General features: G+C 67.8%; 20 protein-coding genes and 3 pseudogenes. 12 read left to right on the forward strand and 11 right to left on the reverse strand.

The features are described from left to right. Positions 1–14: 14 nt before the first annotated feature. Genes RI03_RS15845 through RI03_RS15855 form a run of 3 tightly spaced genes read right to left on the reverse strand, consistent with a single transcriptional unit; the run spans position 15 to position 2,074 of the window. Positions 15–770: a thioredoxin domain-containing protein gene (locus tag RI03_RS15845; protein ID WP_010218520.1), complete on the reverse strand. Its 756-nt coding sequence runs from the start codon at positions 768–770 to the stop codon at positions 15–17. A gap of 27 nt (positions 771–797) precedes the next feature. Further along, a complete protein-coding gene (locus RI03_RS15850; RefSeq protein ID WP_010218521.1) occupies positions 798–1,514 on the reverse strand; it encodes a thioredoxin domain-containing protein in 717 nt (238 codons plus the stop codon). 5 nt (positions 1,515–1,519) lie between these two features. After that, positions 1,520–2,074 (reverse strand): DUF721 domain-containing protein, encoded by a 555-nt coding sequence (locus tag RI03_RS15855; RefSeq protein WP_010162163.1) that lies wholly within the window; start codon positions 2,072–2,074, stop codon positions 1,520–1,522. Between the two features lie 50 nt (positions 2,075–2,124). Here RI03_RS15855 and RI03_RS15860 point away from each other — a divergent pair, with 50 nt between their 5' ends. The 6 genes and pseudogenes from RI03_RS15860 (at position 2,125) to RI03_RS15885 (ending at position 7,164) form a co-directional block, all read left to right on the forward strand. Beyond that, positions 2,125–3,135 (forward strand): A/G-specific adenine glycosylase, encoded by a 1,011-nt coding sequence (locus RI03_RS15860; RefSeq protein WP_010218522.1) that lies wholly within the window; start codon positions 2,125–2,127, stop codon positions 3,133–3,135. Next, positions 3,135–4,478: a serine hydrolase domain-containing protein gene (locus RI03_RS15865; RefSeq protein WP_010218523.1), complete on the forward strand. Its 1,344-nt coding sequence runs from the start codon at positions 3,135–3,137 to the stop codon at positions 4,476–4,478. The genes RI03_RS15860 and RI03_RS15865 overlap by 1 nt, the downstream gene beginning before the upstream one ends. Beyond that, positions 4,475–5,344: an NAD(+) diphosphatase gene (gene nudC, locus RI03_RS15870; protein WP_010218524.1), complete on the forward strand. Its 870-nt coding sequence runs from the start codon at positions 4,475–4,477 to the stop codon at positions 5,342–5,344. The genes RI03_RS15865 and nudC overlap by 4 nt, the downstream gene beginning before the upstream one ends. A 180-nt stretch (positions 5,345–5,524) precedes the next feature. After that, positions 5,525–5,752 (forward strand): annotated as a pseudogene (locus RI03_RS15875) (NUDIX hydrolase); the annotation flags it as partial. 67 nt (positions 5,753–5,819) lie between these two features. Beyond that, entirely contained in the window at positions 5,820–6,491 is a 672-nt protein-coding gene (locus RI03_RS15880; protein WP_238542409.1) for a hypothetical protein, read from the forward strand. A gap of 97 nt (positions 6,492–6,588) precedes the next feature. Continuing rightward, the gene (locus RI03_RS15885; protein ID WP_010218528.1) at positions 6,589–7,164 is read left to right on the forward strand and encodes a cupin domain-containing protein; all 576 of its coding nucleotides are present in this window, start codon (positions 6,589–6,591) and stop codon (positions 7,162–7,164) included. Between the two features lie 16 nt (positions 7,165–7,180). On the opposite strand, the pseudogene RI03_RS15890 reads toward RI03_RS15885, so the two are convergent. Next, positions 7,181–8,070 (reverse strand): annotated as a pseudogene (locus tag RI03_RS15890) (prephenate dehydratase). A 155-nt stretch (positions 8,071–8,225) separates the two neighbouring features. On the opposite strand from RI03_RS15890, the gene RI03_RS15895 reads away from it, so the two are divergent. After that, positions 8,226–8,894, forward strand: coding sequence for a c-type cytochrome (locus RI03_RS15895; RefSeq protein ID WP_010218529.1), 669 nt, complete (start codon positions 8,226–8,228; stop codon positions 8,892–8,894). A gap of 85 nt (positions 8,895–8,979) precedes the next feature. Here the strand turns inward: RI03_RS15895 and RI03_RS15900 are convergent, their stop codons facing one another. From RI03_RS15900 to RI03_RS15910, 3 genes are read right to left on the reverse strand one after another with little or no spacing between them, the layout of a single operon-like run. Next, entirely contained in the window at positions 8,980–9,873 is an 894-nt protein-coding gene (locus RI03_RS15900; RefSeq protein ID WP_026046774.1) for a TIGR00730 family Rossman fold protein, read from the reverse strand. Positions 9,874–9,925: 52 nt separating this feature from the next. After that, entirely contained in the window at positions 9,926–10,600 is a 675-nt protein-coding gene (locus tag RI03_RS15905) for an extensin family protein (protein WP_010218531.1), read from the reverse strand. 34 nt (positions 10,601–10,634) lie between these two features. Further along, a complete protein-coding gene (locus RI03_RS15910; RefSeq protein WP_010218532.1) occupies positions 10,635–11,261 on the reverse strand; it encodes a DUF4328 domain-containing protein in 627 nt (208 codons plus the stop codon). 148 nt (positions 11,262–11,409) lie between these two features. On the opposite strand from RI03_RS15910, the gene RI03_RS15915 reads away from it, so the two are divergent. From RI03_RS15915 to RI03_RS15930, 4 genes and pseudogenes are all read left to right on the forward strand, one after another. Continuing rightward, positions 11,410–12,543 (forward strand): phosphoserine transaminase, encoded by a 1,134-nt coding sequence (locus tag RI03_RS15915; protein ID WP_010218533.1) that lies wholly within the window; start codon positions 11,410–11,412, stop codon positions 12,541–12,543. A 136-nt stretch (positions 12,544–12,679) separates the two neighbouring features. Then, positions 12,680–14,257, forward strand: a complete 1,578-nt coding sequence (gene serA / locus RI03_RS15920) for a phosphoglycerate dehydrogenase (protein ID WP_010218535.1) — start codon at positions 12,680–12,682, stop codon at positions 14,255–14,257. Between the two features lie 105 nt (positions 14,258–14,362). Then, positions 14,363–14,716 (forward strand): endonuclease domain-containing protein, encoded by a 354-nt coding sequence (locus RI03_RS15925; RefSeq protein ID WP_010218536.1) that lies wholly within the window; start codon positions 14,363–14,365, stop codon positions 14,714–14,716. After that, a pseudogene (locus RI03_RS15930) lies at positions 14,716–15,821 on the forward strand (ATP phosphoribosyltransferase regulatory subunit). The gene RI03_RS15925 and the pseudogene RI03_RS15930 overlap by 1 nt, the downstream one beginning before the upstream one ends. Positions 15,822–15,977: 156 nt before the next feature. Here the strand turns inward: RI03_RS15930 and RI03_RS15935 are convergent. Continuing rightward, on the reverse strand, positions 15,978–16,658 hold the full coding sequence (locus tag RI03_RS15935; RefSeq protein WP_010218537.1) for a hypothetical protein: 681 nt from the start codon (positions 16,656–16,658) through the stop codon (positions 15,978–15,980). A 220-nt stretch (positions 16,659–16,878) separates the two neighbouring features. On the opposite strand from RI03_RS15935, the gene RI03_RS15940 reads away from it, so the two are divergent. Beyond that, positions 16,879–18,168: an adenylosuccinate synthase gene (locus RI03_RS15940; RefSeq protein WP_010162144.1), complete on the forward strand. Its 1,290-nt coding sequence runs from the start codon at positions 16,879–16,881 to the stop codon at positions 18,166–18,168. 64 nt (positions 18,169–18,232) lie between these two features. Here RI03_RS15940 and RI03_RS15945 read toward each other — a convergent pair whose 3' ends face one another. From RI03_RS15945 to RI03_RS22750, 3 genes are all read right to left on the reverse strand, one after another. Further along, entirely contained in the window at positions 18,233–18,565 is a 333-nt protein-coding gene (locus RI03_RS15945; protein ID WP_051007276.1) for a hypothetical protein, read from the reverse strand. A gap of 111 nt (positions 18,566–18,676) precedes the next feature. Beyond that, positions 18,677–19,756, reverse strand: a complete 1,080-nt coding sequence (gene aroC / locus RI03_RS15950; RefSeq protein ID WP_010218539.1) for a chorismate synthase — start codon at positions 19,754–19,756, stop codon at positions 18,677–18,679. Between the two features lie 102 nt (positions 19,757–19,858). Further along, positions 19,859–20,395 (reverse strand): HAD family hydrolase, encoded by a 537-nt coding sequence (locus tag RI03_RS22750; RefSeq protein ID WP_238542410.1) that lies wholly within the window; start codon positions 20,393–20,395, stop codon positions 19,859–19,861. Positions 20,396–20,507 lie beyond the last annotated feature (112 nt).

The following is a 20,507-nucleotide window of genomic DNA, read 5'->3' on the forward strand; positions in this document are numbered from 1 at the left end:
CGCCCCCTGCCGGATCAGCCGCCGGCGCGCTTGAGCGCCTGTTCGAGCTGCGGCCAGGCCGCCCCGGTCGGCTGGAGTTCGACCGGCTCGTTGTTGATCAGGAAGGTCGGCGTGCTCTGCACGTTGTGATCCGCATTGGCCTTGGCAGTCGCCTTGGTCAGCGCATCGAGCTGCGCCGAATCCGCAAGGCAGGCGCGCGCCTTGGCATCGGGCACGCCGCGCTGCTTGACGAAGTCGAGATACCCGAGGTCCTGCGCGAAGGTCGTCGCGATCGTCTGCGGCGAGGCGCCCTGCATCGCCTGGATCTTCTGGCCGACTTCCTGTTCCTTGGCGAGCAGCGTCTGCTGGTTCGCCATCATCGCCTCGAGCAACGGGAAGAAGGCGCTCTCATCGACGCAGTGGCCGAGCAGGATCGGCGCGATGTCGAGCGCGCCGTGGATCGGGTAATCGCGGAATTCGTACGAAACCTTGCCGCTCGCGATATATTGCGCCTTGAGGAGCGGGAAGCCTTCGGCCTCGAACTGCGCGCAGAACGGGCAGGCGCGCGAGCCGTACTCGACCAGCTTGATCGGCGCATCGGGGTTGCCCATGCGATAGCCGTAGTCGCCGGTCTTGGTGACGGTCTCGGTCCAGCTCTTGCCCGCCAGCGCGGCCTTGCCCGCGACCGGCGCGCTCGCGGCGGTGGTGGTGTTGCCCGCACCCTTGTTGTCGCCGCCGCACGAAGCGAGCAGCAGGGCCGGAAGCGCGAGCGCCAGAATACGGGTGGTCATCGTAATTTAGCTCCTGGGGTATCGAGGTTAGCGCGCGGCGAGCGCGGTCTTGAGCACGGGTTCGAGCGCGTCCCAGCTGTACACGTTGGGCAACACCTTCCCGTCGAGGATAAAGCTCGGCGTTCCGCTGATCTTGTAGCTGGTCTGCCCGACATTGGCGCGCGCGACGATCGTATCGACCGCCTTCGCATCCGCCAGACAGGCGGCGGCGCGCGGCCGGGGCAGGCCCATCTTCACGACCAGATCGGTATAGCCATAGAAATCGGCGAGATAAGCGGCGACGACGTTGGGGGTCGCCTTTTCGAGCTCCTTGCCCTTGGCGTCGGGGATCTGCGCGGGGCGGCCGACCAGCGCCTTCTGCTGCGCCATCATCGCCTGCATCACCGAAAAGAAGCGCGGCAGGGGCACGCAGTCGCCGAGCAGGATCGGCCCGAGATCGAGCGCGCCGTGCACCGGGTAATCGCGATACTCGTAGCTGACCCGCCCGCCCGCGACATAACCCGCGACCAGCTTGGGCTCGCCCTCGACCGCGAAGGTCGCGCAGGTCGGGCAGGTCCGCGCGCCATATTCGATCAGTTTGACCCTGGCGTCGGGGTTGCCCATCCGCACCCCGCCGTCGGGCGTGCGGACGACGGTCCGGCTCCAGTCGACCGCCGCCGGACGCACCGGCTTGCCCTGCGCCGCGACGAGCGGCGATCCGATCGACGCAGCCGCGATCCCCGCGACCAACCCCAGGCTTCGCATTCGTCTTATTCCCCAATCACCGGCGCGCCGCGCGACGCCGCCACCCCTGCCGCAAGCGATTCGAGCACCGCGCGCAATTCCGGATCCGCGATCGTCCGCAGGCTCGCGCCGAGTTCGGGCGGCGCGGGCGGGAGGACGGGCGCGGGCATGCGCTTCGGGCGGCTGATCACGTCGCCCTGCCGGATCTGCACCTTGGCGATCGCGGCATAGCCGAAGAAGCGATTGACCCGCTCGATGATCTCGGGCGCGATATGCTGCATCATCGTCGCATGCGCGCCGCGCACGACGAGGTTGAGCGTCCCGCCGGTCCGCTCGCCGTGCGGGAACTTGATCGATTCGGGCGCGGAGACGTTGGCATAGCGCGGCCCGACGATCTCGCCCCAGCGCGTGACGACCGCGCTCTGGACGAAGCCGAAACGGCGGAAGGCGGCGCGTCCCGCATCGGGCAGCAGCTCGGCGACCGAACGCGCGCGGCCGCCGCGGCGATGCTCGGGCTGCGCGGGCGGAAGCTTTGTCTTGGTGGGGGCTTTGGTGCCGCTGGTGCTCATTGCGCCGTCCATGCCATAGCGGGGCCGTGTCCGCCAAGCGTCCTTCCCTCATCGCCCGTCATTTGCTCACCTGGTACGATGCGCACGCGCGCACGCTGCCGTGGCGCGCCGCGCCCGGGAGCAACGCGCCCGATCCGTATCGCGTGTGGCTGTCCGAGATCATGCTCCAGCAGACGACGGTCGCCGCGGTCACGCCGCGCTTCGCCGAATTCGTCGCGCGCTGGCCAAGCGTCGAGGCGCTCGCCGCCGCGCCCGAGGCGGACCTTATGGCGGCGTGGGCGGGGCTTGGCTATTATGCGCGCGCGCGCAACCTGCACGCCTGCGCGCGCGCCGTGGTGGCGGCGGGCGGGTTTCCGGCGACCGAGGAGGGCCTGCGCGCGCTGCCCGGGGTAGGCGCCTATACCGCCGCCGCGATCGCGGCGATCGCGTTCGGCGAGCGCGCGGTGGTTATCGATGCGAACGTTGCACGTGTCGTCGCACGGCTGTTTGCGATAGAAGCGCCTCTTCCCAAAGGGTTAGCCGAAATACGCGCGGCGACCGACACGATCACGCCGGACACGCGCGCGGGCGATTTCGCGCAGGCGATGATGGACCTCGGGTCGAGCGTCTGCACCCCGCGCACCCCGCGCTGCCTCGCCTGCCCGCTGTCGGCGGATTGCGCCGCCTACGCGCAGGGCAATCCCGAGGGTTTCCCGATCAAGCAACTCAAGGCGGTCAAGCCGCAGCGCCACGGCACGATCTTCTGGCTCGAGCAGGACGACCGCGTGCTGCTCGTCCGCCGCCCGCCGCGCGGGTTGCTCGGCGGGATGCGCGCGTTGCCGACGGGACCATGGGCGGATGCACCGCCCGGCCTCGCCGATCCGCCGGTGGCCGCCCCTTGGACGCTGCTTCCCGATACGGTGGCGCATGTTTTCACGCACTTCCGGCTGGAACTGTCGCTTGCCGTGGCGCGCGGGCATGGGCATGGCGATTCGGGTGAATGGTGGCCCATCGCCGAGCTCGACTCGGCCGGGCTGCCGACGGTCTTCGCCAAGGCGGCGACGACGATACGGGCGGCAAACAGGAGAGCTTGATGATTCGGTATCTGGTTTCAGGAACCACCCTTGCCGCGCTGCTGACGGGCACCGCGCTCGCGCAGCAGCCCGCTCCTACCATGGCCCCGCGCCCCGCCCCGCAGACCGAAGCGCGCGGCCCGACCACCCCGGCGCTGCCGTCGACGGAGAAGCTGTTCGCCGACTATATCGCAGCCAACAAGATGCCCGGCATCGTCGGCGTAATCGGGCGCGGCGATGCGCCCCCCGCGGTCATCGCGGACGGCAAGCTCGGCGACGAACCCGGTGCCGCCATGACCGACGCGAACAGCCTGTGGCGCGTCTATTCGATGACCAAGCCGATCACCGCGATGGCGGCGATGATCCTGATCGAAGAAGGCAAGATCAAGCTCGACCAGCCGGTCAGCGATTTCATCCCCGCGTTCAAGTATATGAAGGTCCAGGTCAGCCCCGATACGCTGACCTCGCTCCCCGCCACGCACGCGATCACGATCCGCCAGTTGCTCACCCACACCGCGGGGCTCGGCTATACGATCATCACCAAGGGCCCGCTGCTCAAGGCGTATGAGGAGGCGGGCATCACCCCGTTCACCTCGGACGCCAAAAGCGAGGCGCAGATGCGGCTCAAGCGCCCCGCGACGCTGGAGGCGTTCGCCAACAAGGTCGCGACGCTGCCGCTGATCGCGGAGCCGGGCACGCGCTGGAGCTATTCGATCGGACTCGACGTGATGGGCCGCGTGATCGAGGTCGCGAGCAAGATGCCGTTCGACCGCTTCCTCGAGACGCGGATCTTCAAGCCGCTCAAGATGACCTCGACCTATTTCACCGTACCGCAAGCCGATGCGCGGCGGCTCGCGACTGGCTATGCGATCCTCGGCGCGAACCGCGTCCCGCTCGATCCGGCCGCGACCTCGGTCTACCTGCAGAAGCCGAGCTTCCCTTATGGCGGCGCGGGGCTGGTGATGTCGGCGGGCGATTACGACCGCTTCCTTCACATGCTCCAGAACGGCGGCACGCTCGACGGCAAGCGGATCCTCAAGCCAGCGACCGTCCAACTTGCGATGTCCAACCTGCTCCCGCTCGGCGTGGTCTATCCGGGTGCCGTCTCGGCGACGGGGGGCACGACCAACCCGCAGGGCTTCGGCGCGGGCGGTTCGGTCACGCTGTACGACGCGCCCGGTGGTCCGGCGAAGGGAACATACGGCTGGGGCGGCGCTGCGGGGACGATCGCCTGGGTCGACCCGGTCAACAAGGTCCGCGCGACGGTGATGGTCAATTACCTGCCGAGCGACCGCTATCCGCTCCGCGCGGATGCGACGAAGGCGATCTACGCCGACCTCGCACCGGTCCTGGCCAAGCGGTGATCGCTCCGGGGTTTACGGGCGGGACGCTCGACCGGGCGGACGCGCTGCGCCACGACGAAGCGGGGCTTGCCGCGCTGACCGGCGACTGGCGCTCGCGGCTGCTCCGGCTCGACGGGTTCGATCCCGTCCTGATGGGCGACGGGACGCTGGGCTGGACGACGCTCGCCGACGTGCCCGACGGGGCCGAGCTCGTACTGCTCGGGCTCGACGAGTCCGGGCGCGGGCATTTCGCAGCGTACATCCCCGGCATGCGTGCGCCGCCGGGGCGCTCGCCCCGGCTGTTCGGGCTGCTCGGGCAATTCGCGCCGGGCGAGGCGGCGACCTATGCCGCCGCGCGCAGCGTGCTCGACTGGCACAGCCGCCACCAATATTGCGCGAATTGCGGAACGCAGACCGCGCTGTTCCGCGCGGGCTGGGGCCGCCGCTGCCCGAATTGCAACGCCGAGCATTTCCCGCGCGTCGACCCGGTCGTCATCATGATCGCGGAGCATGACGGGCGCGCGCTGCTGGGGCGCCAGCCCGCCTTCCCGCCGGGGCGTTATTCGGCGCTCGCGGGGTTCCTCGAACCCGGCGAATCGATCGAGGAAGCGGTCGCGCGCGAGATCATGGAGGAAGCGGGCGTTCGGGTGCGCGACGTGCGGTATATCGCGAGCCAGCCGTGGCCGTTCCCGTCGTCGCTGATGGTGGCGTGCGTCGGCATGGCCGAGAACGATACGATCACGCTCGATACCAACGAGCTGGAAGACGCAATCTGGGTCTCGCGCGAGGATGTGCGCACGGTGCTCGCCGGGGGCGACGGGCCGTTCCTGCCGCCGCCTGCCTATGCGATCGCGTTCACGCTGCTGACGGCGTGGGCGGAGGGGTAACGGCTTTTCCCTCCCCTCCCTGGAAGGGAGGGGCCCGGGGGTGGGTTGGCCCGTTATTCGGATGTTGCCAGCCCCGGAGAGCGACCCACCCCCAACCCCTCCCTTCCAGGGAGGGGAGCTACGCACGCCCCTACCCCCGCACCCGCGCCTGTCGATACGTCCCCAGCCCGCGCACTCATGGTGCGCGACGTGCGGGATATCGCGAGCCAGCCGTGGCCGTTCCCGTCGTCGCCGATGGTGGCGTGCGTCGGGATCGCTGAGAACGACACGATCACGCTCGACACCAATGAGCTGGAAGACGCGATCTGGGTCTCGCGCGAGGATGTGCGGACGGTGCTCGCCGGGGGCGACGGACCGTTCCTGCCGCCGCCTGCCTATGCGATCGCGTTCACGCTGCTTACGGCGTGAGCGGAGGCCACGTAAAGGGCTGGCTCCGGCAAGGTAAACATGGCTTGTTTGCCAGAAGCGCACCGTCGTGGCGCGCTTTGGAAACGAGGGGGCTGTCATGTTTATTTCCTGGGGATCATCGCATAAAGCGGCATATGTCGGCGATGCGGGCGTACGGCATTGTAGTGCTTGCGACGAAGACTCTACGTTCGCGCACTTCGTCGATTATACTGTGCGGCACCAGTACTGGGTCTTCCGCTGGACGACGGGGCGCAACCCGGTGCTGGTATGCGAAAATTGCAACACTACCTACTCCGCCGGTGCCGAAGATTTCGATTCCGCCGAAACCGGCAAGGCGATCCCGCTGTGGGATCGCCGGGGCTGGATGGTTGGCGTAGGCGGTATCGCCGCATTGATCGCCGCGCTGCCGTTCGCGCGCGTGGCGGACACCGCCATCGACAAGCTCTTTGTCGCGGACCCGCGCGCGGGCGACCTTTACGAAACCAACCTTGCCAAGCTGATGCCCGATCCCGATGCGCCGCGGATGTACGGGGCGATGCGCGTCGTCCGCGCCGACTCCCGCACCGTAGAGGTCGAGATACCAAAGGCCTATTACGGAGACCTTCTGAGCGTGCAACGCGATGTCAGCGTCGGCAAGACCGACGATGCTTCCTATTATGCTCCGGAACACCTGACGTTCTCGCGAGACAGCATCAGGAAGCTGTATGCCGACGGCGTTGTCGAAAACGTGAGGCGATAGGCAAACGGGACGGAGCAAGCTCGTAACGCTAGGGGAATAAAGTCGCTTGCGGACGGTTTCTGGTGTAGGATCGGCGCAGTGTTGGGGGAGACCGTCGATGCTGCGCCGATCGCTTCTGTCCGTCCCCGCGCTCGCGGTGTTCGCGCCGATCCTCTCCCAGGCGCGTTCGGCCGTCCGTGCGGCGATCCCCGGCAAGGTTGCCGCCGACGCGGACCGCGAGGGCAAGATGCGCGCGATCGGGCTCAGCAGCACGCGCTACAAGGTGCTGACCGACGATACCGCGGGCGCGCTGTTCGTGCTCGAGCAGGCGAACGACCGCAAAGGCGGGCCGCCACGGCATCTTCATCACGGCGAGGACGAATTGTTCTTCGTGCTCGAGGGCGATTATGTCGTCGAGGTCGGGGATACGCGCCATTGGCTCACCCCCGGCGATTGCGTGCTCGGCCCGCGCGGGATTCCGCATGCCTGGGCGTTTGCGGGCACGACACCCGGGCGATTGCTCATCTCCTTCGCCCCCGCGGGCAAGATGGAGGCGTTCTTCGCGCAGCGCGGCAAGACGCTCAAACCCGGGCAGTATGGCAGCACCGCACAGGACGCCGCAGTGATGCGCGCGTTCGGGATGGAGATGACCGGCCCGGGGGTGTTGCCCGAGCATCTCGTCCGGCCCGCCTGAGCGCCGGACGCAGGAGTCAACCGCGCACGCGCGCCTGTCGATACGTCCCCAGCACGCGCACCCATTTCGAATGGAACGTGAGTTCCGCCAGCGCGCGGCCCAACCCCGGGTCGCCGGGCCGTCCCGCGACGTCGGCGTAGAATTCGGTTGCCGCGAAGCTGCCGCCGCGCTGGTAGCTTTCGAGCTTGGTCATGTTGACGCCATTGGTCGCGAACCCGCCCATCGCCTTGTAGAGTGCGGCGGGGACGTTGTTGACCTCGAAGATCAGCGTCGTCATCCATTCGCCGTCGCCGAGCGGCTCATGCCCCTCGCGCGCGAGCACGACGAAGCGCGTGGTGTTGTGCTCGGCGTCCGCGATGTCGCTTGCGAGCGTCTCGAGCCCGTACAGTGCCGCCGCGCCGGGGGGTGCGAGCGCCGCCAGCGCGGGGTCGCCGCGCTCCGCCACCACCGCCGCCGCGCCGGCGGTGTCGGGATATGAGGCGGGCAGGATCCCGCGCTCGCGCAGCCACAGCCGGCATTGCCCGAGCGCCTGCGGATGGCTCATCGCCTCGCGCACGCCCGACAGCGGGCCGGTCCCCTCAGCGCGTAGCGAATCGCGAGGAAATGCTCGCCGGTGATGACCAGACCCGATTCGGGGAGCAGGAAATGCATGTCGGCGACCCGCCCGTGGAGCGAATTCTCGATCGGGATGATCGCGCAATCCGCGCGAAAATCGCGCACCGCCTCGATCGCATCGGCGAAATCGAAGCAGGGCAGCGGGAGGCCGTCCGGGAACGCCTCAAGCGCGGCGATATGCGAATTTGCGCCCGGCGCGCCCTGAAACGCGACCGCGCGGCTCGGGTCGGCGGCGGCGGCGGCGGTCATCTCCGCGACGATCGCGCGGGCGGGGGCGGCGAAATTTTCCATATCGGCTCGGCGCGTACCGTTCCCGGGTCCGGACGGCAAGCGGGTGCAACCCCGGTACACGCACGGCTTGCGGTCAGCCCCATGCGAATCTATGCACGAAAGTATCATAGCGGCCCCGGTGAGGGCCGGACATCGGCAGGGGCAGCGGCAACCATATGGATAATCGCACCAATACGATCGCAGGCTGGGTGCTTGGCACCATGGGTCTCGCGCTCGCACTGACGATCGGCGGCAACATGCTGGTCAAGCCGATCAAGGCCGAAAAGGCCGGTTATCCGATCGAAGCCCCCGCCGACGACGCTGCTGGCGGCGGTGCCGCCGCCCCCGACGAACCGATTGCCGCGCTGCTCGCCAAGGCCGATGCCGCGCATGGCGCCGAAGTCTTCAAGAAGTGCACCGCCTGCCATTCGATCGCGCAGGGCGGCGCGAACGGGATCGGGCCGAACCTGTATGCGACGGTCGGCGAGGGAATCGCGCAGGGCAAGGGCGGTTATGCCTTCTCGGACGCGCTCAAGACCGCGGGTGCGGGCAAGAAGTGGACCTTCGACGAGCTCAACACATGGCTCACCTCGCCGCGCGGCTATGCGGCGGGCACCAAGATGACGTTCGCCGGGCTGACCGCGGGCAAGGACCGCGCCGACGTGATCCTGTATCTCAACCAGCAGGGCTCGAACGTCCCGCTCCCGCCACCCCCGGCAGGCGCACCGACCGCGACCGACGCCAAGGCACCGCCTGCGGCGGGCGCGGCCGATCCGGGCGGCAAGGCGTCGCCGAGCGTCGAGGGGCTTGGCAACACGACGGTTCCGGCGGCGGCGGGTAAGTAGCTCCTGCGCCCCGGCGAAGGCCGGGGCCCAGGGTTACCGGTGCAGCGCCCGCTACCCTGGGCTCCTGCCTGCGCAGGAGTCTGGATTAGTCGCGGTCGCGATAGAAGTCTTGCACCACGTCCCAGCCCTCCTGCGCGGTCTCGACGAAGGTGAAGATCGACAGGTCCTTGGCGCTGACGACACCTTCCTCGACCAGCGCGTCGAAATTGACGACGCGGTTCCAGAATTCGCGACCGTAGAGCAGCACCGGGATCGGCGCGATCTTGCCGGTCTGGATCAGCGTCAGCAGCTCGAACAGTTCGTCGAACGTGCCGAACCCGCCCGGGAACGCTGCCAGCGCGCGCGCGTGGAGCAGGAAGTGCATCTTGCGCAGCGCAAAATAGTGGAACTGCATCGACAGCGACGGGGTGACATAGGGATTGGGCGCCTGCTCATGCGGGAGCACGATGTTGAGCCCGATCGATTCATGGCCGACATCCGCCGCGCCGCGATTGGCGGCTTCCATGATCGACGGCCCGCCGCCCGAGCAGACGACGAAGTGGCGCTTGCCCTCGGTATCGACCGGGAAGCCGCTCGCAAGCTGCCCCAGCTCGCGCGCGACGTCGTAATATCTGGACTTGGCGACGAGATTCTCGGCGATGCGGATCGCCTGCTCGCGGTCGCCCTCGGCGGCGTGCGCGAGGTCGAGCAAAGCCTGCGCCTTGGCGGGCTCGGGGATGCGCGCGGAGCCGTACATCACGAAGGTCGAGGCGATGTTCGCCTCGTCCATGATCAGCTGGGGCTTGAGCAGTTCGAGCTGGAAGCGGATCGGGCGGAGATCCTCGCGCAGCAGGAAATCCATGTCCTGGAAGGCGAGGCGATACGCCGGGGTTTCGGTCTGGGGGGTGCTGACACCGGTCTTGGCCTGTTCGGCATCGGTACGGGCGGCGGGGAATACGCGCGAAGGAACGTGCGTGTCGTGCTTGGGGGACTGGCTCATCCGCGCCAGATAGGCGTTTCGGCGGCGGATTTGAAGGCGGGACGTGCCCCCGTCACCGGCAGAACCCCGCCCGATCATCCTCGATATGCAGGTGGTTGTAATGGACCGCATTGTAGTCCGGGCTCAGCACCGTCCCGAACCGCCGGCACGCCGACGCGCGGATCGTCCGCAGGAAGGCGCGGATATTGGGGTCGGGGTTGTTCCACCCGCCCTGGATCGTGATCCGCCGCCCGTCCTGTAGAACGAAGCCCGCGACATCGACCGCATTGGCGGTGGCATGCCCCGAGCGCCGCCCGGCATAGGCCGGCTTGGTGCCGACGACGTTGCGGCAGGCATAGGTCCCCATGCTCTCGATCCGCACCAGGTCGCTCCCAAGCATCTGGTGCGCCGCGGGAACGACCGCATGCTCGACCCAGCCCGAGAAGCTGCGAGCGAGGCCGCAGCGCATTGCGCGGAGATTGGTGACGGGGATCCCGATGTCGAGCAACTGCAGCGCGCCGACGATCTGGCACCCGCCGCCGAAATCGCGGTCGGGAAGCGGGGAATAGCGCACATCCTCGCGCGACAGGTCGGCGTAGCAGGCCTTGGTCTCGCGGCTGGTCGGCAGGTTGAGCGTCACCGGCCGCGCCCCGGCGGGGCGCTGCGGCGGCTGCTTGTCGCGCCCGCCCCCCGATGCGCAGGCGGCGAGCAAGAGCGTCAGCAGAACGACGGAAAGGCTACGGACCATGCGGGCCTGTTAGCGCGATTGCGTGCCCGAACCGCTACTCAAAAACGCGGCGGTCGACGAGCCCGCGCTGATTTGCGCCGAGTCGCCGGATCAGGACGATCAGCGACACCGCCATCGGCACGTCGACCGCGATGATGTCGAGCCATCCACCGACCGCGATATCCTGAATCGTCTTGGCATTGGCGGTCAGCCGATAGTTCACGTTTCCGAGCACCGAGCTGGTCAACCACAGACCCCACCAAATGCGCAGGGTTAGCGGCACGGGGACGGTGTGGAGTGCGCCGGGAGCGATGCTCGCCTGCCACGTCTCCCGCATCGCCCGATACGGCTTGAACAGGTTCATCACGGGCACGAAAAAGAAGCCGACGCTCCAGCGCGGAGAGATCGTCAGGTCATCCGATACCGCATGCGCATTGGCGCTTGCCCGGTAGATCCAGAGCCCGACGCAAACAGCGGACAGAACGAAAGCGGCCAAGGCGATGATGGCGACAACCGACGTATAGCGTTCCACGGCGTCCAGTGCCGCCGTCGACCAGATTGCGCCGGTGCCGCCCAAGCCCGCGACGAGCAATCCGCCGGACACCGCCACGGCAAAACTGGCGACCAGCCAGAAGACGATCGTATAGATCGCTGCGCTTTCGCGCGCCCTGATGTTCTGCATGGGATTACCCCCCGGTAAGGATCGCATCCTGAACGATCGTTGCGCGCGTGTCGACCGAAACGACTTGACGTTGCGCGGCAGACCTCTAGGAGCGGCGACGGGCCACGCGGTCCCAACGCCGCGCGTGCTCTCTGTAAGGAGAGACTACATGACTGAACTGCCTGCGCGTCCTGCGCACCTGCCTGCACGCCCGTATTTTTCCTCGGGCCCGTGCGCCAAGCCTCCGGGCTGGTCCGCCGCCAATCTCGCGACCGACTCGCTGGGGCGCTCGCACCGCTCGAAGATCGGCAAGACGCGGCTGCAATATTCCATCGACCTGATGCGCGAGCTGCTGAAGCTCCCCGATACGCATCGCATCGGGATCGTCCCCGGCTCCGACACCGGCGCCTACGAAATGGCGATGTGGACGATGCTGGGTGCCAAGCCCGTAACCGCGCTCGCCTGGGAAAGCTTCGGCGAAGGCTGGGTCACCGACGCGGTCAAGCAGCTCAAGATCGATCCCACCGTCGTACGCGCCGATTATGGCCAGATGCCCGATTTGGGCGCGGTCGACTGGTCGAATGACGTGCTGTTCACCTGGAACGGCACCACCTCGGGCGTCCGCGTCCCCAACGCCGACTGGATCCCCGCCGACCGCGAGGGGCTTTCCTTCGCGGACGCGACCAGCGCGGTGTTCGCCTATGACATCGACTGGGACAAGATCGACGTCGCGACCTTCTCCTGGCAGAAAGTGCTCGGCGGCGAAGGCGGGCACGGCGTGCTGATCCTGGGGCCCCGCGCCGTTGAGCGCCTCGAAAGCTATACGCCTGCCTGGCCGCTGCCAAAGGTGTTCCGCCTCGTGTCCAAGGGAAAGCTGACCGAAGGCGTGTTCAAGGGCGAGACGATCAACACGCCCTCGATGCTCGCGGTCGAGGACTGTATCGCAGCACTCGAATGGGCGAAGACGGTCGGCGGCGCGGACGGGCTGATCGCGCGCAGCGACGCCAATGCGGCGGCACTCGACCAGATCGTCGCGGACCGGCCGTGGCTCGGGCATCTCGCCGTGGACGAAGCGACGCGCTCGAAGACCAGCGTCTGCCTGACGGTCGAGGGTGCGGACGAGGCGTTCATCAAGGCGTTCGCCGGGCTGCTCGAGAAGGAAAAAGCGGCGTATGACATCGCGGGCTACCGCGATGCACCGCCGGGCCTGCGCATCTGGTGCGGCGCGACCGTCGACACTGCCGACATCGTCGCGCTCGGGCCGTGGCTCGACTGGGCCTATGCGAGCGTGAAGGCCGCGTAACCGCGTCTCCCTCTCCCCGCTTGCGGGGAGAGGGCCGGGGAGAGGGGCAGTCCAGCACGCCACCTCTCCCGAATTTTCCACTTCCCCTCTCCCCGACCCTCTCCCCTGAAGGGGAGAGGGAGCAGAAGGAAAAATCATGCCAAAAGTCCTCATTTCCGACAAAATGGACCCCAAAGCCGCGCAGATCTTCCGCGAGCGCGGCGTCGAAGTCGACGAGATTACCGGCAAGACCCCGGAAGAAGTCATCGCGATCATCGGCCAATATGACGGCCTCGCGATCCGCAGCTCGACCAAGGTGACCAAGGCGATCCTTGCCGCCGCGACCAACCTCAAGGTCATCGGCCGCGCCGGGATCGGCGTCGACAATGTCGATATCCCCGCTGCGTCGGCGCAGGGCGTCGTCGTGATGAACACGCCGTTCGGCAATTCGATCACCACCGCCGAGCACGCCATCGCGCTGATGTTCGCACTCGCGCGCCAGCTTCCCGAAGCGGATGCCAGCACGCAGGCCGGCAAGTGGGAGAAGAACCGCTTCATGGGGGTCGAGCTGACCGCCAAGACGCTCGGCCTGATCGGTGCGGGCAACATCGGCGGGATCGTCGCGGATCGCGCGCTCGGCCTGCGGATGAAGGTCGTCGCTTATGATCCGTTCCTTTCGCCCGAACGCGCGGTCGAACTCGGCGTGGAAAAGGTCGAGCTCGACGATCTGCTCGCGCGCGCCGACTTCATCACGCTCCACACCCCGCTCACCGACCAGACGCGCAACATCCTGTCGGCCGAGAATCTCGCCAAGACCAAGAAGGGCGTGCGCATCATCAACTGCGCGCGCGGCGGCCTGATCGACGAGGCGGCGCTCAAGGCCGGGCTCGATTCGGGCCATATCGGCGGTGCCGCGCTCGACGTGTTCGTGACCGAGCCCGCCAAGGACTCGCCGCTGTTCGGCACGCCCAACTTCGTCTCGACGCCACATCTCGGTGCCTCGACCGACGAAGCACAGGTCAATGTCGCGATCCAGGTCGCCGAGCAGATGTCGGATTATCTGATGTCGGGCGGGATCACCAACGCGCTCAACGTGCCGTCGCTCTCGGCCGAGGAAGCGCCGCGCCTCAAGCCGTACATGGCGCTCGCCGAGAAGCTCGGCTCGCTGGTCGGCCAGCTGACGCACGGCGCAATCGCGCGGATCTCGATCCATAGCGAAGGTGCTGCGGCCGAGCTCAACCAGAAGCCGATGGTGTCGGCGGTGCTGGCGGGGTTCCTGCGGACGCAGACCGACACGGTCAACATGGTCAACGCGCCGTTGCTCGCCAAGGAGCGCGGGATGGAAGTCCGCGAAGTCCGCACCGAGCGCGAGGGCGATTACCACACGCTGCTGCGCGTCTCGGTCAAGACCGATGCGGGCGAGCGCTCGGTCGCGGGGACGCTGTTCGGCGATGCCGCGCCGCGGCTCGTCGAGCTGTTCGGGATCAAGGTCGAGGCCGATCTCGCCGGGCACATGCTGTATGTCGTCAACGAGGATGCGCCGGGGTTCATCGGTCGGCTGGGGACGTTGCTCGGTACGGGCGGGGTCAACATCGGGACGTTCCACCTTGGTCGCCGCTCGGCGGGTGGCGAGGCGGTGCTGCTGCTGTCGATCGACGAGGCGCTCACGCCGGAGCTGCTCGCGCAGGTCCGCGCGCTGCCGGGCGTCGTGACCGCGATGGGTCTGGCGTTCTAAGCGACCGCGAGTAGGCTCCTCTTCTCCCTCTCCCCCTTGGGGAGAGGGCCGGGGAGAGGGGCCGCGCCACAAACCGACAAGTTGTTGCTAGCGCATGCCAAACACATGCGCAGCAACCCCACCCCCGCCGAAGCGCGCCTCTGGTACAACCTCCGCGCCAAACGATTCGCGGCGGTCAAGTTCACCCATCAGGTCGTGATCGGCCCGTTCATCGCCGACTTCGTCGCGCGTTCCCGAAAATTCGTGATCGAGCTTGACGGCGACACCCACGCCGACGACGAGAGCGCCGACGCCCGCCGCACCGCGTGGCTCGAACGACAAGGGTATCGCGTGATCCGCTTCGACAACGCCGACGTTATGGGAAATCTCGACGGCGTGCTCGGGACGATCAGCGCTGCGCTTGCGTCTGCCCCTCTCCCCGACCCTCTCCCCGCAGGGGAGAGGGAGAAGGACATTTGATGACCACCGCCCTCCTCCCGACCGGCTTCCGTGACCGGCTCCCCCCCTTCGCCGATGCCGCCGCCCGGCTCGAGGCCGCCGCGCTCGCCGCCGCCTACGCGTACGGCTACGAACGCGCCGACCCCGCGCTCGCTGAATTCGAGGCGGGCCTCGCCGGTCGCCTCAAGTCCGCGCGCGCGCAGGATGCGGTGCGCTTCGTCGATCCGGTCAGCCAGGCGACGCTCGCGATTCGCCCCGACATGACCGCGCAGATCGGCCGGATCGCCGCCACCCGCATGGCGCATCACCCGCGCCCGGTGCGGCTGTCCTATGCCGGCCCGGTGCTAAAACTCCGCGCCTCGCAACTCGCGCCCGAGCGCGAACTCCGCCAGATCGGGTGCGAGCTGATCGGGCTCGATACCGTGGCGGCGGCGCGCGAAGTGGTCGAGGTCGCGGTCGAGGCACTCGAGGCGGCGGGCGTTACCGACATCTCGATTGATTTCACGCTCCCCGACCTGATCGACGTGCTCGCAGGCGGGCCGTTCCCGATCGACGCGGCGCAGATCGACGCGCTCCGCGACCGGCTCGATGCGAAGGACGCGGGCGGGGTCGCGGGGATCGCGCCCGCCTATCTCCCGCTGATCGAGGCTGCCGGTCCGTTCGAGACCGCGCACGACCGGCTGTGCGCATTCGATGCGCGCGGCGCGCTGACCTCGCGGCTCGATGCCTTGTGGAAGATCGCGGAAGGCCTCAAGAGCCGCGTCGCATTGACGCTCGACCCGACCGAGCGCCACGGTTCGAATATCAGAGCTGGCTCGGCTTCTCGATCTTCGCGGGCGGCGTGCGCGGCGAGATCGGGCGCGGCGGCACCTATACGATCATGCACGAAGGCGGCGCAGAAGAGACCGCGGTCGGCTTCTCGCTCTACGCCGATGCGATCGTCGCGGCGGGGCTCGCCGAGGTCGACCGGCGGCGGCTGTTCGTGCCGCTCGGCACCCCGCCCGAAACCGCGGCAGCGATGCGCGCGGCGGGCTGGGTCACGGTTGCGGCACTTGAGGCTGGCGATACGCCCGAGGCGCAGCTTTGCACGCACGTGCTCGCGGAAGGTGAAGCGCGCGCGGTCTAGCCGGCTTTGGGGGGGGGGCGGGACGCCCTCCCGACAACCGTCATTCCCGCGAAGGCGGGAATCCATTGGCGCTGTCTCACGGCACCTTCCACCGTCCGCCAGTATGGATCCCCGCCTTCGCGAGGATGACGGAAAGTTGGGGTTGCCACTCCGGGCCTAACACGGACCCAACGCCAACGTGGCGGCATGCTCGAGCGGCCCGCCGTCCCCCGCGGACACATAGAACCGCCCCTCCAGAATCGGTCCAAGGACCCTGGGCCGCGAAACGACCGTCCCGGTCACGCGGAGTGCGAGCAGGTCTCCGGTCCGGCGGCGCGTTATCGCCTCAAGCGCGGCGGCGGCGGTGGGCCGCAAGGTGATCGACAGATACCAGTCGCCTTCCTTCTCGCGGCGAACCACTTCGGCGCGAAGCACGCTCGCCCGACAGAGTTGCAAGGGTCCGAACCACGCACCGGAACGAAGGGCGATGGTTGCCTGCTCAAACGTCTGCTCGGCCCGCTGCAAGGCGACGTCGGCCTCCTGCAGCGCGGCGGATAGGTTGGTCATGGTACATGCCCTGCGGCGACGCGGCGGCGGGTCATGGAGCGCGTCCTCTTCGGATCGCGCCCAAATTTCGCCGATAGCCCGATTCAGTCTCATCGAGCGCTGCTCGCGCGTCGCGAGCGCTGCGTCGGCATCAAGGCGTGGATATCGGTCGAGGCATTCGCCAACAGCGTTCAGCGGGGCGTCGATGCCGTCCAGCGTGAACGCAAGCGCGCGCGGGATCTCTCGCCCGAGATCGCCATACATCTCGCTCGTCGCGGCCCGCCCGGCAGCCAACAGGATCGCAAGCAGCATGTCGATGGGCCTCCCCCCGTCTGGTCTATATCGGAAAGCCTCCCCCGTTACCCCGGTGAAGACCGGGGGCGGCCCGGTTTTGTGCTGGTCGCCGGTCCGCCTGCATCGGGGCGGCCCCGGCCTCCGCTTGGGAGACGGCGCAGACGCAATAGGCATGGACCCCCCGCCCCCCGCGCATTAGGGCTGCACGCTTTGTCACAGACGATGTGTGGAACAGACCGTGGGAAACGTAGCAGTGATCGGCGCCCAGTGGGGCGATGAAGGCAAGGGCAAGATCGTCGACTGGCTCGCCGAGCGCGCCGATGTCGTCGTGCGCTTCCAGGGCGGGCACAATGCGGGCCATACGCTCGTCGTGGGCGAGAGCGTCTACAAGCTGTCGCTGCTCCCTTCGGGGATCGTGCGCGGCACGCCGTCCGTGATCGGCAATGGCGTGGTGCTTGATCCGTGGGCGCTGAAGGCCGAGGTCGAGAAGCTGCGCGGCCAGGGCGTGACGATCACCCCCGACACGCTGATGCTCGCGGACACCTGCGCGCTGATCCTGCCGTTCCACCGTGATCTCGACGCGCTGCGCGAGGATGCGAGTGGTGCTGGCAAGATCGGCACGACGCGGCGCGGGATCGGCCCGGCGTATGAGGACAAGGTCGGCCGCCGCGCGATCCGCGTGTGCGACCTCGCGCACCTCGATTCGCTGGGTGCACAGCTCGACCGGCTGACCGCGCATCACGACGCGCTGCGCGCAGGCTTCGGCGAGCCGCCGATCGATCGCGACGCTTTGGTGCAGGAGCTTCGCGAGATCGCCGATTTCGTCCTGTCCTTCGCCAAGCCGACGTGGCGCGTGCTCAACGATGCGCGCTCGCGCGGCAAGCGCATCCTGTTCGAGGGCGCGCAGGGCGTGCTGCTCGACGTCGACCACGGCACCTATCCGTTCGTCACCTCGTCGAACACGATCTCGGGCACCGCGGCGGGCGGCTCCGGCCTCGGCCCGAGCGCGGTCGGCTTCGTGCTGGGGATCGCAAAGGCGTATACGACGCGGGTCGGTTCCGGCCCGTTCCCGACCGAGCTCGAGGATGCCACAGGCGAGCGCCTCGGCGAGCGCGGACATGAGTTCGGCACGGTCACCGGGCGCAAGCGTCGATGTGGCTGGTTCGATTCGGTGCTGGTGCGGCAGTCGGCGGCGGTCGGCGGGATCACCGGGATCGCGCTGACCAAGATCGACGTGCTCGACGGGTTCGACGAGGTGAAGATCTGCACCGGCTACCGCCTGCGCGGCGAGACGCTCGACTATTTCCCCGCGCATGCCGCCGACCAGGCCGAGGTCGAGCCGGTCTACGAGAGCATGCCCGGCTGGCAGGAAACGACCGCAGGCGCGCGGAGCTGGGCCGACCTCCCCGCACAGGCGATCAAGTACATCCGCCGGATCGAGGAACTGATCAAATGCCCGGTCGCGCTGGTCTCGACCAGCCCCGAGCGCGAGGACACGATCCTCGTCCGCGATCCGTTCGCCGACTGACACGAAAAAGGCCCCGACCGCTCACGCGGCCGGGGCCTTTTTTCAACCTGTCAACGCAGGATGCTTACATCGGGCGCTTCTTGGTGCGCTTCGACTTGGTCGTCGTCGCGGTCGTGTCGGTCGTCGAACCGGTGCTCATCGCCGAGTCGGTCGACGTGGCCGGATCAGTCGCAGTCGTCGTCGTGCTCGACTGCGTGCTGGACGACATCGACGGATCGGTTGCGGTCGAGCCCATCGGCGCGCCCGGCATCGTCGACGGTGCGCCGGTCGTGGTTCCGGTGGTCGAACCGGTCGACGGCATGCCACCTGCGCCTGCGCCACCGGCTGGGGCGGTCTGGGCGATGGCTGCGGTCGAAAGGCCGAGGGCGGCAATGGTTGCCAAAGTTGCGATACGCATGGGGTCTGGTCCTCTTCTGTGACGTGACCTTCAAATGGGTCGGGGTGATAACGACCAACTTGGCGTTTGGTCGCTCCCTCTATCGACAAAATTAACCACCTTATCGGTTTGTTACCCGATTGATGGGCCACATTGCGCGCGGTGGAGCAGCTTCTGGTCGGCAAGCACCAGCGCGACCATCGCGGCGACGACGGGGACGCCGCGGATGCCGACGCAGGGGTCGTGGCGCCCCTTGGTGGCGATCTCCGCCGCCGTGCCATCGGGCGCAATCGTCTCGACCGGGGTCAGGATCGAGCTGGTCGGCTTGAACGCGACGCGCAGCGTGACCGGCTGCCCCGTCGCGATCCCGCCCGCGATTCCGCCGGCGTGATTGGCGAGAAATTCGGGCCCCTCCGCACCGGGGCGCATCGGATCGGCATTATCCTCGCCGCGCAGCGTGGCGGCGGCAAAGCCGTCACCGATCTCGACGCCCTTGACCGCGTTGATCCCCATGCACGCCGCCGCAAGCTCGGCGTCGAGCTTGGCGTAGAGCGGCGCGCCCCAGCCAGCGGGCACGCCCGTCGCCGCACAGGCGACGACCGCGCCGAGCGACGAGCCCGACTTGCGCGCGGCGTCGACCAGCGTCTCCCACCGCGCCGCCGCCACCGCATCGGGGCCGAAGAACGGGTTGCGGGCGATCTCGTCCACGTCGAAATTCGCCGGGTCGATCGCGTCGCCGCCGATCGCCTCGACCCAGGCGGTGATCGTCACTTCGCTGACGACCAGCCGCGCGACCGCCCCCGCCGCCACCCGCGACGCGGTCTCGCGCGCGGAAGACCGTCCACCGCCGCGATAGTCGCGGAAGCCGTATTTCGCGTCATAGGCGTAATCGGCATGGCCCGGGCGATACGCCTTGGCGACCTCGGAATAGTCCTTCGAGCGCTGGTCGACATTCTCGATCATCAGGCTGATCGGCGTGCCCGTGGTGCGCCCCTCGAACACGCCCGAGAGGATGCGGACCTGATCGGGCTCCTGCCGTTGCGTGGTGAAGCGCGAGGTGCCGGGGCGCCGCTGGTCGAGCCACGGCTGGATGTCGGCCTCGGTCAATGGAATGCCTGGCGGGCACCCGTCGACCACCGCGCCGATCGCGGGACCGTGCGATTCGCCCCAGGTGGTGAAGCGGAAGACGTGGCCAAAGGTGTTGAAGCTCATGCCCTCCCTGTCATCCGCCTGCGCGCGCGGGTCAAGCCGTCGGGCGTTGTCGGCGTTCCGTCCGATCGTCGGTCTCTCGAATGAACGTCCTCCTTCGGGTGGTCAGCTGACGTTCCAACGCTGCTGATCCATCAGCGCTCGCAGCGTTTGTTGGCCGGTCCACAAAGCCGCCGTCCACCCACAATCTCGCGCACCAGCAACGTTGACAGCCTTGTCGTCGATAAAAAAGATTGCCTCTGGTGTGAGGTCGACCGCTGCTTCCACGGATCGATAAAAGGCCCGGTCTGGTTTGGAACAGCCCAGCGCGGCAGCGTAATGCAGACCATCGAACTTGCTGCGGAGGTCAAGCTGGTCCCAAAGATAAGCTGCCCGCTCATGTTCTTGCACCGTCGCGAGATGGACCTCAATGCCTTCGCAACGCAGTGCTTGTAGTTCAGATAGCAAGCAGTGATCGATGTGCGCGTCGTTGCTGAACCAGTAATCAATGAATGCGTCGCAAGTAACCGAAGGCGATATTTCAGCGAGCGCCGGCGCAAGACGGTCTCGCAGTGCGGCGCGTCCATGCACCACCTCATCCCAGTGCTGTTCAAAGAATACCCGCTGCAGGGCCGGAGCTGGAACACCCAGATCGCGCTCCAAATTAACGCTCCACCCGTAATTACCCACCCCCCGGTCTGGGAAGGTTCATGCGCCCAGGGTAGTAGCGATGGTACCGAAGATGTTGGTACCAGGCGTAAGCCGCGCGGTGGCG

It is taken from the genome of Sphingomonas sp. PAMC 26621 (assembly GCF_000251145.1).
In the GTDB taxonomy this organism is placed as follows: Bacteria; Pseudomonadota; Alphaproteobacteria; order Sphingomonadales; family Sphingomonadaceae; genus Sphingomonas.